Origin of the sequence: Actinacidiphila bryophytorum (genome assembly GCF_016916835.1) — a bacterium.
In the GTDB taxonomy this organism is placed as follows: domain Bacteria; phylum Actinomycetota; class Actinomycetes; order Streptomycetales; family Streptomycetaceae; genus Actinacidiphila; species Actinacidiphila bryophytorum.
Map to the genome: position 1 here is coordinate 706,347 of NZ_JAFFIX010000001.1, position 15,901 is coordinate 722,247.

Below are 15,901 nucleotides of genomic sequence, written 5' to 3' on the forward strand. Positions count from 1 at the left end.
CCCGGGGGTGGCGCTCACCGACTCATACGGACGCGGCGGCGGGTTGTCTCAAAACGAGCCATGGCACATCGGAAAAACCCGACGTGTCGGGACACCCGCCGCCGGACTTGTCAGTGGAAGGTGTGCTCCTCGGCCGGGAAGGCCCCGCCGACGACCTCCTGCGCGTACGCCTTGGCCGCGTCGCCGAGGGTCTGCCGCAGGTTCAGGTACTGCTTGGTGAAGCGCGGCACCTTCCCCCCGGTCAGGCCCACCATGTCGGTCCACACCAGCACCTGCGCGTCGGTGTCGGGGCCGGCCCCGATGCCGATCACCGGGATGTGCAGCGAGCGGGTGACCTCGGCGGCCAGCTCGGCCGGGACCAGTTCCAGCACCACCGCGAAGGCGCCGGCGTTCTGCGCCGCCTTCGCGTCCCTGACCAGCTGCTGCGCCGCCTCCTCGCCGCGGCCCTGCACCCGGTGGCCGAGGGTGTTCACCGACTGCGGGGTCAGCCCCAGGTGCGCCATGACCGGGATGCCGGCCTGCACGATGGTCTCGGTCTGCGGCAGCGACCGCTCGCCGCCCTCCAGCTTGACCGCCCCGACCCCGGCCTCCTTGACCAGCCGGGTGGCGCTGCGCAGCGCCTGCACCGGGCCTTCCTGGTACGACCCGAACGTCAGGTCGCCGACGACCAGCGCCCGGCTGGTGCCGCGTACGACGGCCGCGGCCAGCATCGTCATGTGGTCCATCGTGACCGGCACCGTGCTGTCGAAGCCGAGGTGGCAGTTGCCCATCGAGTCGCCGACCAGCAGCACCGGGATGCCCGCCTCGTCGAAGACCGACGCGGTCATCGCGTCGTAGGCGGTGAGCATCGGCCAGCGCTCGCCGCGCTCCTTGGCCAGGGCCAGGTCCCGCACGGTGACCCGGCGGGTGCCGGTGCCGCCGTAGAGCGCCTTGGGGTTGTCGCTGCCCGCGGGCGGGTTCTGGGCAGCCGGAAGTTGCGTCATGGTGACAGCTCCCTCATGTCATCTCGAGGCGCCCTGACGGCGTCCCCGGACCACCTCCCATGCTGGCACGCCTGGCGTGCCGCGCAAAGGGGAGCCGCGGTGTGCCGGAGGGCACACCCGCGGCTCCCGGTGGCGGCAGGCGGGGCACGGCCCCGCGGCCTCAGCCCCGCGGTGCCACGTAGGCAGCCAGGTGGCGGCCCGTGAGGGTGTCGGTGCCGACCAGCTCCGCGGGAGTGCCCTCGAAGACGACGCGGCCGCCGTCGTGGCCCGCGCCCGGGCCGAGGTCGATGATCCAGTCGGCGTGCGCCATGACCGCCTGGTGGTGCTCGACCACGATGACCGACCGGCCGGAGTCGACGATGCGGTCCAGCAGGGCGAGCAGCTGTTCGACGTCGGCCAGGTGCAGGCCGGTCGTCGGCTCGTCGAGGACGTAGACGCCGGCCTTGTCGGCCATGTGGGTGGCCAGCTTCAGCCGCTGGCGCTCGCCGCCGGACAGCGTGGTGAGCGGCTGGCCGAGGCTGAGGTAGCCCAGGCCCACGTCGGCGAGCCGGCCGAGGATCGCATGGGCCGCGGGGGTGTGTGCCTCGCCGGGGCCGAAGAAGTCCGCGGCCTGGTTCACCGGCATCGCCAGCACCTGCGAGATGTCCTGCCCGCCGAAGCGGTAGTCGAGCACCGAGGCCTGGAAGCGCCGGCCCTCGCACTCCTCGCAGACCGTGGCGACACCCGCCATCATCGCCAGGTCGGTGTAGACCACGCCGATGCCGTTGCAGGTCGGGCAGGCGCCCTCGGAGTTGGCGCTGAAAAGCGCCGGCTTGACGTCGTTGGCCTTCGCGAACGCCTTGCGGATCGGGTCGAGCAGCCCGGTGTACGTGGCCGGGTTGCTGCGCCGCGAACCGCGGATCGGGGCCTGGTCGACCGACACGACGCCGGCGTCGGCGGGGATCGAGCCGTGCACGAGGGAGCTCTTGCCGGAACCGGCCACACCGGTGACGACGGTGAGCACCCCCAGCGGGATGTCGACGTCCACCTTGCGCAGGTTGTGGGTGGCCGCCCCGCGGATCTCCAGCGCCCCGGCCGGCTTGCGCACCTGCGGCTTCAGCGCGGCCCTGTCGTCCAGGTGCCGCCCGGTGACGGTGTCAGAGGCGCGCAGGCCCTCGACGGTGCCCTCGAAGCACACGGTGCCGCCGTCGGTGCCCGCGCCCGGGCCGAGGTCCACCACGTGGTCGGCGATCACGATCGCCTCCGGCTTGTGCTCGACCACCAGCACCGTGTTGCCCTTGTCCCGCAGCCGCAGCAGCAGGTCGTTCATCCGCTGGATGTCGTGCGGGTGCAGGCCGACGGTCGGCTCGTCGAAGACGTAGGTGACGTCGGTGAGCGGCGAGCCGAGATGGCGGACCATCTTCACCCGCTGCGCCTCGCCGCCCGACAGGGTGCCGGCGGGGCGGTCGAGCGAGAGGTAGCCGAGGCCGATCTCCACGAAGGAGTCCAGGCTGTCGCGCAGCGACTCCAGCAGCGGGGCGACCGAGGGCTCGTCCAGGGCGCGCACCCAGTCGGCCAGGTCGCTGATCTGCATGGCGCAGGCGTCGGCGATGCTGACCTTGCCGATCTTCGAGGCCCGCGCGCCTTCGCTGAGCCGGGTGCCGTCGCACTCGGGGCAGGTGGCGAAGGTGACCGCCCGCTCCACGAAGGCCCGGATGTGCGGCTGCATCGCGTCCTTGTCCTTGGACAGCATCGACCGCTGCACCCGCACGACCAGGCCCTCGTAGGTCATGTTGATGCCCGCGATCTTCATCCGGGTCGGCTCGCGGTGCAGGAAGTCGTGCAGCTCCCGCTTGGTGAACTTCGCGATCGGCTTGTCCGCGTCGTAGAAGCCGGACTCGGCGTACAGCCGCGAGTTCCAGCCGCCGCCGGTATAGCCGGGCACGGTGATCGCGCCCTCGTTCAGCGACTTGGACGCGTCGTAGAGCTGGGCCATGTCGATGTCCGAGACCGAGCCGCGGCCCTCGCAGCGCGGGCACATGCCGCCGGTGCGGTGGAAGGTGGCCTTCACCGCCTTCTTCTCACCCCGCTCGACGGTGATCGCGCCGCTCGCGCTGACCGAGGGCACGTTGAAGGCGTACGCGCCGGGCGGGCCGATGTGCGGCGTGCCGAGCCGGCTGAAGAGGATGCGCAGCAGGGCGTTGGCGTCGGTGGCGGTGCCGACCGTGGAGCGCGGGTCGGCGCCCATCCGCTGCTGGTCGACGACGATCGCGGTGGTCAGCCCGTCGAGCACGTCGACGTCGGGACGGGCAAGCGTCGGCATGAAGCCCTGCACGAAGGCGCTGTAGGTCTCGTTGATCAGCCGCTGCGACTCGGCGGCGACGGTGCCGAAGACCAGCGAGCTCTTGCCTGACCCGGAGACCCCGGTGAAGACCGTCAGCCGGCGCTTGGGGATCTCGACGTGCACGTCCCTGAGGTTGTTCACCCGGGCTCCGTGCACCCGGATCAGGTCGTGGCTGTCGGCTCCCTGCGGAGCCTGCGTGCTCTTCCTGCCGGCCGCGCTCATGCTCTCTCCCTCTGCGCTACGGTCCGGTCCGCCGTCCCCGGTGCGGACCCGCGACCACGCTAACCGGCGGCGGGACCGGCGTGCTTCTCGCTTCCTGACCGGTCGCCGCGGGGTTTTACCCGGTCTTTACGATACGAGACGCATCCGTATCGTAAACCGGACCTACGCTGACAGGTATGGCCGACAATGCGAGTTTCACCGTCCCTGAGGCGATACACCGCCGACGCTGGGCGATCCTCACCGTGCTGCTGTTCAGCCTCCTGGTCGTGGTGCTGGACAACTCGATCCTCAACGTGGCGATGAAGACGATCGCGCAACCCAAGCCCACCGGGCTCGGGGCGACGCAGAGTCAGCTGGAATGGGCGATCAACTCCTACACCCTGGTCTTCGCGGGCCTGCTGTTCACCGCGGGCCTGCTCGGCGACCGGCTCGGCCGCAAGAAGGTGCTGCTGTTCGGCATGCTGGTCTTCGGCATCGGCTCCGCACTGTCGGCGTCCGCCGGGTCCGCCGGCGAACTCATCGCCTACCGCGGCCTGATGGGCTTCGGCGGCGCCTTCATCATGCCCGCGACGCTGGCCATCATCATGAACGTCTTCCAGCGCGAGGAGCAGCCCAAGGCCATCGGCATCTGGGCCGGCGTCGTCGGCCTGGCCATCGCCATCGGCCCGATCACCGGCGGCCTGCTGCTCCAGCACTTCTGGTGGGGCTCGGTCTTCCTGGTCAACGTGCCCATCGTGGTCGCCGGCCTGATCGCGATGTTCGTGCTCGTGCCCGACTCCAAGGACCCGCGCCCCGGCCGGCTCGACCCGGTCGGCGTGCTGCTGTCCATGGCCGGCCTGGTCCTGCTGATCTACGGCATCATCAAGGGCGGCCAGGCAGGCGACTTCACCAAGCCCGAGGTCTGGGCGACCTCGCTCGGCGGTGTGCTCATCCTGGCCGGCTTCGTCTGGTACGAGCGGCGCGTCGAGCACCCGGCGCTGGACATGTCCTACTTCAAGAAGCGGCAGTTCTCCGCGTCCGTCGCCGCCATCGGCCTGGTGTTCTTCGCGCTGATGGGCGTCACCTTCTTCATCGTCTTCTACACCCAGTCCGTCCGCGGCTACAGCGCCCTGCAGTCCGGCCTGCTGCTGCTCCCGCTCGCCGGTGCGCAGATGGTGTTCGCGCCCCGGGCGCGGCTGCTGGTCGACAAGTTCGGCGCCCGCGCGGTCTGCGCCGGCGGCATGGCGCTGACCGGGGTGTCCTTCCTCGGCTTCCTGCTGCTCGACGCCGGCACCCCGATCTGGGTGCTCGAAGTGCTCTTCTTCCTGATGGGCGGCGCCATGGCGCACGTCATGCCGCCCGCCACCGTGATGATCATGTCCTCGCTGCCGCGCGAGAAGGCCGGCTCGGGCTCGGCCGTCAACAACGTCTTCCGCCAGGTCGGCGGGGCCGTCGGCGTCGCCGTGCTCGGCTCGCTGATGTCCACGGTCTACCGCAACGGCATCAACGGCCACCTCGGCGGGCTGCCCGCCCCCGCCCGGCACTCCGCGGGCGAGTCCATCGAGGCCACCCTCGGCGTCGCCGCCAAGTACGGCCCCAAGGGCCAGGCGCTGGTCGAACCGGCACACAACGCCTTCATCCACGCCATGCACGTCACCGCCGCCGCCTCAGGCGGTGTGGCCCTCTTCGGCGCGCTCGTGGTACTGGTCTTCCTGCCGGGCAAGCCCACCACCGCTCCCGCCCAGCCCGGCGGTGAGGCGGAACTGACGATGGCAGGTGCCGAGCAGTGACCGTGCCGGATACGACGGCCGTGCCGCGCGGGCGACCGCGCGACGCGGCCGTCGGCCACAAGGTCGTCGAGACCGTCCTGCGGCTCATCGCCGACGGGACGACCTTCGGCGACCTCACGATGGAGGGCATCGCCCGCGAGGCCGGCGTCGGCAAGGCCACCGTCTACCGGCGGTGGGCCAGCAAGGACGCGCTGCTGCTCGATGCGATGGCCGAGGTCGACAACGCGGCGATGCCGGTGCTGCCCGGCACGTCCTTCCGCGACGACCTGGTCGTCGCCGTCGAGACGATACGCCGGCGGGGCCTGGCCAAACGCGACTCGGCGATGCTGCGCAACATGCTCACGCAGGTGCAGAGCAACCCCGAGCTGTGGCAGCGCTACCACGAGACGGTCATCGCCAAGCGCCGCGCCGCGCTGGCCCGCCTGATCGAACGGGGCGTGGCCACCGGCGAAGTGCGGTCGGACCTCGGTTCCGACCTGGAACTCCTGGTCGACTTCGTGACCGGCCCGATGCTCACGCGTACGGCGTTCCGCCATGACGCGCCCCTCGAAGCGGGGCTCTCCGAGCGCATAGTCGACCTCATCCTCCACGGCATCGCCCCCGGGGCGTAAGGGGCGCCCTTGCGCGGGGCGGCGAGCGTTTTTCAGGGGCGCGGGGAACTGCGCGACCAGCCCCCACCGGGGCGCGGGTCGTCACCGGCCGAAAGGGGCTGTTTCTGTCGGAGACGGACCACCGGCCGGTGGGGGGTTGCGCGCGCAGTTCCCCGCGCCCCTGGGGTGCCGCCTGCCGCGGAGGTGGACGCCTTACCGGGAGACGTTGCCCTCTGCCGCAGAGGGTGAGCGTTTTTCAGGGGCGCGGGGAACTGCGCGACAAGCCCCCACCGGGGCGCGGGTCGTCACCGGCCGAAAGGGGCTGTTTCTGTCGGAGACGGACCACCGGCCGGTGGTGGGCTGGGCGCGCAGTCCCCGCGCCCCTCATGTGCTCGGCCCCGCCGAAGAGGCACTCCGGCCGGGGGGCGCGTACCGCGGAGGTAATGGTTATGTCACGAGCAGGGGGATTTGGGGGGTGGGGCGGAACCCGCCCGGGGGCGGGGGCCGTCGGTTGGGATACCGATCGCCTATGGTCGGCAGAGCACCCGGCAACGCAGCGAGGATCCTCATGACCCAGGCGCAGAGCAGCACGGACGCGGCCGCGGGCGGCGACGGCACGCAGGAGCCGGCCGTGGCCGGCAGGCCGGAGCGGGCTCTGGACCGGTTCGTGCGGTGGTGGCGCCCCGCCGGCATGTGGCGGCGGGGCATCGTGCTCGCCGCCTTGTGCGTCCTGCTCACCGGCGTGCTGTTCTTCCACTCCGACATCCCCAACCGGATCGGCAACCTGGGCAGCCTGTCGGAGACGTTCCTGCCGTGGCTGGGGCTCGTGCTGCCGGTGCTGTTCGTGTGCGCGGTGCTGCGGCGGTCGACGACCGCCCTCGTGGCGCTGCTGCTGCCGGCCCTGGTGTGGCTGAACCTCTTCGGCGGGCTGCTGACCGACAAGTCCTCGCCCGGCGGCGACCTGACGGTGCTGACGCACAACGTCAACGCCGAGAACCCCGACCCTGACGCCACCGCGAAGGACGTGGTCGCCGCCGGGGCGGACGTGGTGGCGCTTGAGGAGCTGGCGGAGAGCCAGGCGCCGCGCTACGCGCGGGATCTCGCGGCGGCGTACCCGTACCACTCGGTGCAGGGCACGGTCGGGCTGTGGAGCCGCTTCCCGATCAGCGGGGTGGCGCCGGTGGACATCAAGATGGGCTGGACCCGGGCGATGCGGGCCGCGGTGAGCACACCGGACGGCAAGGTCGCCGTGTACGTCGCCCATCTGCCGTCCGTGCGGGTGAAGTTCGACGCGGGCTTCACCGCGGGGCAGCGCGACCGGGCCGCCGACGCGCTGGGCGAGGCGATCGCGGCCGAGCCGCTGCACAGCGTGGTGCTGCTCGGCGACCTCAACGGCACCATGAACGACCGGGCGTTGGCCTCGGTGACCTCGCAGATGCGCTCCACACAGGGCGCCGCGGGCAACGGCATGGGCTTCAGCTGGCCGGCGGGCATGCCGATGGCGCGGATCGACCAGATCATGGTCAAGGGCGCGGAGCCGCGCTCCTCGTGGACCCTGCCGCGGACGGGCAGCGACCACCTGCCGGTCGCCGCCCGCCTCCAACTGCCGCAGGACTGAGGGGCCTACGCGGTCTGCTCGCCCTCGCGCCAGCGGTTGGTGATGGGCAGCCTGCGGTCCTTGCCGAAGCCCTTCGCGGAGATCTTCGCGCCCGGCGGGTACTGCCGCCGCTTGTACTCGGCGGTGTCGGTGAGTTCGAGGATGCGGGTGACCAACTCCGCGTCGTAGCCGGCCGCGACGATCGCGTCCCGGCCCTGGTCGCGGTCCACGTACATCTCCAGCACCCGGTCGAGCACGTCGTAGTCCGGCAGCGAGTCGGTGTCGACCTGGCCGGGGCGCAGCTCCGCGCTCGGCGGCTTGCTGATCGAGTTCTCCGGGATCGGCGGGGTCTCGCCCTGTGCGGCCGCGGCCGCGTTGCGCCAGCGCGCCAGCCGGAAGACGGTGGTCTTGTAGACGTCCTTGATCGGGCCGTACGCGCCCACCGAGTCGCCGTAGAGCGTGGAGTAACCCACCGCCAGCTCGCTCTTGTTGCCCGGCGCGAGCACGATGTGGCCCTCCTGGTTGGAGATCGCCATCAGCGTCACCCCGCGCAGCCGGGACTGCAGGTTCTCCTCGGCCAGCCCGGTCAGCGCGAGCGAGTTCATGTACGCGTCGAACATCGGCGCGATGGGCACGGTGCGGTAGTTCAGACCGGTCCTGCGGGCGAGGTCCGCCGCGTCGCCCCGGGAGTGGTCCGAGGAGTACGCCGAGGGCATCGAGACGCCGTAGACGTTGGCCGCCCCGACCGCGTCGCACGCGACGGCAGCGACCAGGGCCGAGTCGATACCGCCCGACAGGCCGATCAGCACCGACCGGAAGCCGTTCTTCTCGACGTACGCGCGCAGGCCGGTGACCAGCGCCCCGTAGACCTCGGCGTCGTCCTCCAGCCGCTCGGCGACCTCCCCGGTGAACTGCGGGGCGTACGGGGCCACCGGCTCGGCGGTCAGCGTCACGTGCTGGATCTCCAGGCCGTCGGCGACCCGGCCCGCGGGGGCCTCGGCGGGCGCGGCGGGCAGGTCCAGGTCGAGCAGCACGCACTCCTCGGCGAACTGCGGTGCCCTGGCGATCACTTCGCCGTCCTGGGTGACGGCGATGGTGTCGCCGTCGAAGACCAGCTCGTCCTGCGCGCCGACCATCGCCAGGTAGACCAGGGTGCAGCCGGCCTCCTGGGCGCGCTTGCGCACCAGTTCCAGGCGCGTGTCGTCCTTGTCGCGCTCGTACGGCGAGGCGTTGACCGACAGCAGCAGTCCGGCCCCCGCGGCGCGCGCGCCGGGCACCCGGCCGCCGTCCTGCCACAGGTCCTCGCAGATCGCCAGCGCCACGTCCACCCCGCGGACCCGGATCACCGGCATGGTGTCGCCGGGCACGAAGTAGCGGAACTCGTCGAAGACGCCGTAGTTGGGCAGGTGGTGCTTGGCGAACCGCAGCGCCACCTTGCCGCGGTGCAGCACCGCCGCGCAGTTCTGCGGTGCGCCGGCCGGTTGGCCGAGCCTGGGCCGGGCGTCGTGGCTGCGGCCCAGGTAGCCGACGACGACCGGCAGCTCGCCGAACCCCTCGTCGGCGAGCCGCCCGGCCAGTTCCACCAGCGCGCTGCGGCTCGCCTCGACGAACGACGACCGCAGGGCAAGGTCCTCCACCGGGTAGCCGGTGAGCATCATTTCGGGGAAGGCCACCAGGTGGGCTCCCTGCCCGGCCGCATGCCGGGTCCAGCGCACGACCGACTCGGCGTTCCCGGCGATGTCGCCGACGCGGGCGTCGATCTGGTTGAGGGCGAGTCGTAGTTGAGGCACGCCCCCAGTCTAATCGTCACCTAGACGAAATCGCTGTCGCCCGGGTCACACCCGCGGTTTCCCCTGGTCGCTAGCCCCGCAGCCAGACCGCCGTGTCGGCCGGCAGCCGGCCGTCCGCGAGCGGCCCGCTGGCCAGCAGCACCTCCGTGTGCTCCGGCAGCTCCGCAGGCTCGGCCCCCAGGTTCAGCACGCACAAGAACTCCGGGGAGCGGCGGAAGGCCAGCACCTGCGGGTCGGAGTCCAGCCAGCCGAAGGAGCCGTCGCCGAGCCCGGCCTCCGCCCGCCGCAGCCGCAGCGCCGCCCGGTAGAGCGAGAGCATCGAGTCCGGGTCGGCGCCCTGGGCCTCGGCCGTGCGCGACGCCCAGTCCGCCGGCTGCGGAAGCCACGGCTGGGCGCCTGCGCCCGCCGGGCTGAAGCCGAACGGCGACGCGGTGCCGCTCCACGGCAGCGGCACCCGGCAGCCGTCCCGGCCCGGGTTGGTGCCGGCCGACCGCAGGTACATCGGGTCCTGCAGCTTGTCCAGCGGGATGTCCTCGGCCTCGGGCAGCCCCAGCTCCTCGCCCTGGTAGAGGTAGACCGAGCCGGGCAGGGCCAGGGTCAGCAGCGCCGCCGCCCGCGCCCGCCGGGTGCCCAGCTCCAGGTCGGTGGGTATGCCGAAGGCCTTGGTGGCGAAGTCGAAGCCGGTGTCGGCCCGCCCGTAGCGGGTCACCGTACGTGTCACGTCGTGGTTGCACAGCACCCAGGTGGCGGGCGCGCTCACCGGTGCGTGCGCGGCCAGCGTCGTGTCGATGGAGGTGCGCAGCCTGGCCGGCTCCCAGGGGCAGGCCAGGAAGTCGAAGTTGAAGGCGGTGTGCATCTCGTCGGGCCGCAGGTAGCGCGCGAAGCGCTCGGCGTCGGGCAGCCACACCTCGCCGACCAGGATGCGCGCACCCGGGTAGGAGTCGGCGATCCGCCGCCACCCGCGGTAGATGTCGTGCAGCTCGTCGCGGTCGACGTACGGGTGCGCTGCCAGGACCGCGTCGGCGCCCGCGGCCGGGTCGGGCAGGTCGGGCAGCTGCGGGTCCTTGGAGACCATGGCGGCCGAGTCGATCCGCACACCGCCTGCGCCCCGGTCGAACCAGAACCGCAGGATGTCCTCGTGCTCGGCGCGCACGTCGGGGTGGTTCCAGTTCAGGTCGGGCTGCTCGGAGTCGAAGAGGTTCAAGAACCAGTCGCCCGGTGTGCCGTCCGGTTCCGTGGTCCTGGTCCAGGCAGGGCCGCCGAACTGCGAGGGCCAGTTGTTGGGCGGCAGCTCGCCGTGCTCGCCGCGCCCGGGGCGGAACCAGAAGCGCTCCCGCGCGGCCGATCCCCGGCCGGCCGCGAGCGCCTCGCGGAACCACGGGTGCGCCGCCGAGATGTGGTTCGGCACGATGTCGATGATCGTCCTGATGCCCAGCACGAGGGCCTCGGAGATCAGCTTCTCGGCCTCGGCCAGCGTCCCGAAGACCGGTTCGACGTCGCGGTAGTCGGCGACGTCGTACCCGCCGTCGGCCATCGGCGAGGGATACCACGGGCAGAACCACAGTGCGTTGACGCCCAGCTCGGCCAGGTACGGCAGCCGGGACCGCACGCCGGCCAGGTCACCGGTCCCGTCACCGTTGCTGTCGGCGAAGCTCCGCGGATAGACCTGGTAGATGACCGCGCCGCGCCACCAGTTCTCGTCGGCCTCGGGCTGAGGGGTGTCTGCCACGTCAACGTCCTTTCGGGCAGGTGGGACCCCGCCGCCGGCCCCGGATGGCGGGGATGTGGGCACATGGGACCGGCGGCGGAGTGCTGTGGGGTGGTGCGTTACGGAAGGCTGCGCGGCGTCATGGGCCGGTCAGCCCTTGAGGCTGCCGGCGGTCAGGCCGGACATGATGTTGCGCTGGAAGAGCAGGAAGATCAGCAGGGTCGGCAGCGCGGAGATGGCGAGCGCGGCGATGAGCACGTTCTGCGGCACGCCCTGCGACAGCGAGTTGATGCCGATGTTGATGGGCTGCTTGGACGGGTCGGGCTCCACCAGCATCGGCCAGAGGAAGTCCTTCCAGACGTTGACCACGGCGAAGATCGACACCACACCGAGGATCGGCCGGGACATCGGCAGCACGATCGACAGCAGGGTGCGCATCGGCCCGGCCCCGTCGATGGCCGCCGCGGCCATCAGGTCGTTGGGTATCGAGTCGAAGAACCGTTTGAGCAGGAAGATGTTGAAGCCGTTGGCCACCGTCGGCAGCCAGATCGCCCACGGGTGGTTGATCAGGTTGACGTGCAGCAGCGGCAGGTCGAGCACCGTCATGTACTGCGGGATGATCAGCACCGCCGACGGGATCATCAGCGTGGCCAGCATGCCGCCGAGCACGATGTTGCCCAGCACCGGGCGCAGCTTGGACAGCGCGTAGGCCGCGGCCACGTCGAAGACCAGCTGGAAGGCCAGCGCACCGAAGGCGTAGTAGAAGGTGTTCCACAGCAGCTTGGCGAGCTTGAGCTGGGTCCATGCCGTCTTGTAGTTCGACGGGTGCGGGTCCTTGGGCACCAGGGTCGGCGGGTTGTGCAGCACCTCGTGCACGGACTTGAAGCCGCTGGTGGCCATCCAGTACAGCGGTCCGACGAAGACCAGCGTGAAGACCACCAGGACGACCGACAGCACGGTCCAGTAGATGACCTTGCCCCGGGGCCTGGCCAGGGTCGCGGACGAGATCAGCGTCCGGTTCGCGGGAGTGAACTCTGCCATGATCGTGATCCGTCCTAGTCGCTGTTCCGGTTGAGCCGTGCGTACAGGCCGGAGAATCCGGCGAGTACCAGGAGCAGGAAGAGGCCGAGTGCGGCCGCGCCACCGAAGTTGTTGTAGCGGTAGCCGTACTGGTAGACCATGTAGACCACGGTCATCGTGGAGTTCTCCGGGCCGTTTCCGCCGGCCATCAGGAAGACGTTGGTGAATTCCTGCATGGTGGCCACGATCTGCAGCAGCAGCATCAGCGAGAGCACCAGCCGGGTCTGCGGCACGGTCACGTGCCAGATCTTGCTCCACAGGCCCGCGCCGTCGAGGTCGGCGGCCTCGTACAGCTCACCGGGTATGTTCTGCAGCGCCGCCAGGTAGATCAGGGTGGCGCTGCCCATGCTCATCCAGGTCGCCGCGATGACCACCGAGATCAGCGCGGTGTGGGACGAGTCGAGCCATTGCGACGTCGGCAGGTGGAAGATCTTGAGAATGCGGTTGAACAGGCCGTATTCGGGGTTGTAGAAGTACTTGAAAAGCAGCGCGCCGGCCACCGGCGGGAGCATGACCGGCAGGTAGACCAGAATCCGCAGATAAGCCCGGGCGTGCCGCAGTTCGTTGAGCAGGATGGCCACGAAGAAGGGCACCACGAAGCCGATCAGCAGCGCGTAGAGCGTGAACATCCCGGTGTTCTTCCACGCCGTCCAGAAGTACGGGTCGTGGTAGACGGTCTTGATGTTCTTGAAGCCGACCCAGCTGGTCACCCCGCGCCTGGTCTGCTGGAAGCTCATGATGAACTCCCGGACCATCGGGTACCAGGAGAAGAACCCGAAGCAGAGGATCGCCCCGATCAGGAACCCGTAGGCCTGGAGGTTCTGGCTCACTTTGCGGCTCAGGCCGCCCCGGCCGCCTTGGGTCCTGGGACCCGCCGCGCGCCCGGCGTGGCGCCTGGTTGTCTTGTCGGGGACGGTCGTCGCCGCCATGGAGGCTCCTCGGCTGGGAAGCGGTGCTTGGTGTCCGTGCCGCGCCGCGGGGGCCGGTCGCCGACCGGCCCCCGCGGGGGCTGCGCTGCTACTGGCCGGCGGCCAGCAGCTGGTTGGCCTGCGTCTCGGCGGCCGAGAGCAGCTTGCCGATGTCGGCGCCCTTGTTGCTCAGCACACCGGACATCACGGTGTCGAGCACGGTGTAGAGCTTCTGCGCGTTCGGCGGCTCACCCTTCACCGGCACCTGCGCGTCCACGTAGGACTTGTAGTTCGCCACCGGCACGGTCGCGTACTGGGTCTTGTCCGCGGTGTCGGTCGCCTTGGACTGGCCGGTGAAGAAGAAGGGCTGCGGCAGGCCGACCGGGATGCCGTCGGCCTTGTTGCGCGCGTAGTTGAACTGGCCCTTCTTCAGGGTCAGGAACTTGAAGTTGATCCAGGCGATGCCGGCCTTGATCTGGTCGGGGGAGTCCGACTTCTTGAAGAAGTAGTCGTTGCCGCCCATCAGCGAGGTCTTGCCGCCGGGGATCGGCGCCATGCCCAGGTCGTTGAAGTTGGCACCGTACTGCTGGACCATGAGCTGGATGTCGTCGGGCGCGGCGAGGTACATGCCGATCTGGCCGGCGCCCATCGCCTTCTGGCTCTCGCCCCACTCCTTGCCGGCGCTGGCCGGCATGCTGTTGTCGACCCAGCGCATGTCGTGGATGGTCTGCAGGATCGAGGTGGCCTCGGGGCCGTTGAAGGCCGCCTTGGTGCCGTCCTCGCTGACCACGCTGTTGCCCGCGCCGTACAGCGCCGAGGTCAGGTGCCAGCCGCCCTGGTTGCCCGCGCCGTACTCGAAGAAGCCGTGGATGCCCTTGCTGCCCAGCTTGTCCTGGATGACCTTGGCGTCGGTGCGGATCTCGTCCCAGGTCGTCGGCGGCTTGTCGGGGTCGAGGCCGGCGTCCTTGAAGATCTTCCGGTTGTAGATCAGGCCCATCGAGTAGTTGGTCGTGGGCAGGCCGTAGAGCTTGCCGCCGTCCTTGAGGATCGCCAGGACGTTGGGGTCGATGTCCTTGAGGTTCGGCACCGTCTTGTCGTTGACGTAGTCGGTGATGTCGGCGGCCTGGCCGGCGTCGAGGACCTGGTTGAGGTCGGTGACGTAGCTGTAGAAGACGTCGGTCTCGGACGAGCCCTGCAGCTGGGCGGTGAACTTGTCCGTGTCCTCGCAGGGGAACGTGTCCTTGGAGTTGATGGTCACGTTCGGGTACGTCTTGTGGAACTCGGCGATGTCGTCGAGCCACTGCTTGCGCTCGGGCTTCTTCGTCGTGGGCGGCATGCAGTCGACGCTGATGGTCACCTTGGTCTTCGGGTCCAAGGGCGTACCGGCGCTGGAGCTGCTGGCCTTGCTGCCGCCGTTGTCGTCCTTCTTGTCGCTGGAGGAGCACGCGGCACTCGTCAATCCGATGCCTGCGACCAGCGCGAATGCCACCAGTCTGCGGTAGCGGATTCTGCTCATGTTCAAACCCTTCCCCTGAACCACTGCGCGTCGTTGGACTGCGATCTGGGACCCCCGCGGCGCATGATGCACATGATGTCCGGCGCAGGTGCGCGCCACCGTCTCGGGTTGGCTCAACGTACTTAACCCGATAGATGTCCGCAAGATGTCGCGTGAATTTCGCAAAGACACGACTCGGTTACGACGGTCCAGGGTGCGACTGTGCTGCGGAGACGGCAGAGCGCGCAGCCGCACCGCGCCGGCGCCCGGCACGGTGAACTGCGCGCTCTGCCCCGCGGACGGCCGCCCGGGGAGCTTTCGCTAGGCGTTCGTACGCGCCTCCGGATGCGGGATGCGGGCGGGGTGCGGGGCCGGTCCCGTGGAACCGCGCACCACCAGTTCCGGTTCGAAGAACAGCTCGTCGTGGTCGACCGAGGCACCGCTGATCTCGCCGGCCAGCAGGTCCACCGCGGCCCGCCCCATCGCCTCGATGGGCTGCCTGACGGTGGTCAGCGGCGGCTCGGTGCAGTTCATCAGCGACGAGTCGTCGTAGCCGATGACCGACACGTCCTCCGGCACCGACAGGCGCCGCCTGCGGGCGGCCCTGATGGTGCCGAGCGCCAGCAGGTCGGAGGCGCAGATGAAGGCCGTGATGCCGCGCGCCAGCAGCCGGCTCGCGGCGGCCTGGCCGCCTTCGAGGGTGAACAGCGCGTGCTCGACGGTCACCGAGGGGTCCACCCGGCGGGCCGCGGCCAGCTTGCGGCGGGACGGCACGTGGTCGGGCGGGCCGAGCACCAGCGCGATCCGCTGGTGGCCCAGCGAGATCAGGTGGTTCATCGCCTGCTCCACCGCCACCGCGTCGTCGCAGGAGACCCGGGGGAAGTCGAGATGGTCGATGGCCGCGTTCATCAGGACGGTCGGCAGGTTGCGTTCCGCGAGCCGTGCGTAGTGGTCGTGCGGCGATTCGGCCTGGGCGTAGAGCCCGCCGAAGAAGACCACCCCCGAGACGTGCTGCTGCAGCAGCAACTCCACGTAGTCGGCCTCGGAGACCCCGCCCGCGGTCTGGGTGCACAGCACCGGGGTGAAGCCCTGCTGTGCCAGTGCGCCACCGACCACCTCCGCGAAAGCGGGGAAGATCGGGTTCTGCAGCTCGGGCATGACCATGCCGACCAGCCGGGCGCGTTCGCCCCGCAGCTGGGTGGGCCGTTCGTAACCGAGCACGTCAAGGGCGGTGAGGACCGCGGCCCGGGTCGCGTCGGAGACGCCGGGCTTTCCGTTCAGCACCCGGCTGACGGTGGCCTCGCTCACCCCGACCTTCTTTGCCACCTCGGCAAGTCGTCGTGTCATGGCGTCGATTCTAGTACAGGTGGCGCAAGATTCTTGCGGTGATTTTGCGGGATCTCTGCAAGTCATCCAAATTTTGCGAAACCCGGTCG

Annotated in this window: 11 protein-coding genes; 3 read left to right on the forward strand and 8 right to left on the reverse strand. The window is 70.3% G+C overall.

What is annotated here, in order from left to right:
- Positions 1 to 110: 110 nt before the first annotated feature.
- Both panB and JT723_RS03035 read right to left on the reverse strand, forming a co-directional pair.
- Entirely contained in the window at positions 111 to 983 is an 873-nt protein-coding gene (gene panB / locus JT723_RS03030) for a 3-methyl-2-oxobutanoate hydroxymethyltransferase (protein WP_205042722.1), read from the reverse strand.
- Between the two features lie 160 nt (positions 984 to 1,143).
- Positions 1,144 to 3,528 carry an ATP-binding cassette domain-containing protein gene (locus JT723_RS03035; RefSeq protein WP_205042723.1) on the reverse strand — a complete coding sequence of 795 codons (2,385 nt, stop codon included), beginning with the start codon at positions 3,526 to 3,528 and terminating at the stop codon, positions 1,144 to 1,146.
- Between the two features lie 176 nt (positions 3,529 to 3,704).
- Here JT723_RS03035 and JT723_RS03040 point away from each other — a divergent pair, with 176 nt between their 5' ends.
- The 3 genes from JT723_RS03040 (at position 3,705) to JT723_RS03050 (ending at position 7,505) form a co-directional block, all read left to right on the forward strand.
- Positions 3,705 to 5,297, forward strand: a complete 1,593-nt coding sequence (locus tag JT723_RS03040; RefSeq protein WP_205042724.1) for an MFS transporter — start codon at positions 3,705 to 3,707, stop codon at positions 5,295 to 5,297.
- On the forward strand, positions 5,294 to 5,908 hold the full coding sequence (locus JT723_RS03045) for a TetR/AcrR family transcriptional regulator (RefSeq protein ID WP_205042725.1): 615 nt from the start codon (positions 5,294 to 5,296) through the stop codon (positions 5,906 to 5,908). The genes JT723_RS03040 and JT723_RS03045 overlap by 4 nt, the downstream gene beginning before the upstream one ends.
- Positions 5,909 to 6,578: 670 nt before the next feature.
- Positions 6,579 to 7,505 carry an endonuclease/exonuclease/phosphatase family protein gene (locus JT723_RS03050; protein ID WP_372441214.1) on the forward strand — a complete coding sequence of 309 codons (927 nt, stop codon included), beginning with the start codon at positions 6,579 to 6,581 and terminating at the stop codon, positions 7,503 to 7,505.
- A gap of 5 nt (positions 7,506 to 7,510) precedes the next feature.
- On the opposite strand, the gene JT723_RS03055 is transcribed toward JT723_RS03050, so the two are convergent.
- The 6 genes from JT723_RS03055 to JT723_RS03080 form a co-directional block, all read right to left on the reverse strand.
- A complete protein-coding gene (locus JT723_RS03055) occupies positions 7,511 to 9,274 on the reverse strand; it encodes an NAD+ synthase (RefSeq protein ID WP_205042727.1) in 1,764 nt (587 codons plus the stop codon).
- Positions 9,275 to 9,344: 70 nt separating this feature from the next.
- Positions 9,345 to 11,003, reverse strand: a complete 1,659-nt coding sequence (locus JT723_RS03060; RefSeq protein WP_205042728.1) for a glycoside hydrolase family 13 protein — start codon at positions 11,001 to 11,003, stop codon at positions 9,345 to 9,347.
- A 129-nt stretch (positions 11,004 to 11,132) separates the two neighbouring features.
- Positions 11,133 to 12,023, reverse strand: coding sequence for a carbohydrate ABC transporter permease (locus JT723_RS03065; protein ID WP_205042729.1), 891 nt, complete (start codon positions 12,021 to 12,023; stop codon positions 11,133 to 11,135).
- 14 nt (positions 12,024 to 12,037) lie between these two features.
- Positions 12,038 to 12,991 (reverse strand): carbohydrate ABC transporter permease, encoded by a 954-nt coding sequence (locus JT723_RS03070; protein ID WP_205042730.1) that lies wholly within the window; start codon positions 12,989 to 12,991, stop codon positions 12,038 to 12,040.
- An 88-nt stretch (positions 12,992 to 13,079) separates the two neighbouring features.
- On the reverse strand, positions 13,080 to 14,486 hold the full coding sequence (locus JT723_RS03075; RefSeq protein ID WP_205042731.1) for an ABC transporter substrate-binding protein: 1,407 nt from the start codon (positions 14,484 to 14,486) through the stop codon (positions 13,080 to 13,082).
- A 300-nt stretch (positions 14,487 to 14,786) separates the two neighbouring features.
- Positions 14,787 to 15,812, reverse strand: a complete 1,026-nt coding sequence (locus JT723_RS03080; protein ID WP_205042732.1) for a LacI family DNA-binding transcriptional regulator — start codon at positions 15,810 to 15,812, stop codon at positions 14,787 to 14,789.
- Positions 15,813 to 15,901: the final 89 nt, after the last annotated feature.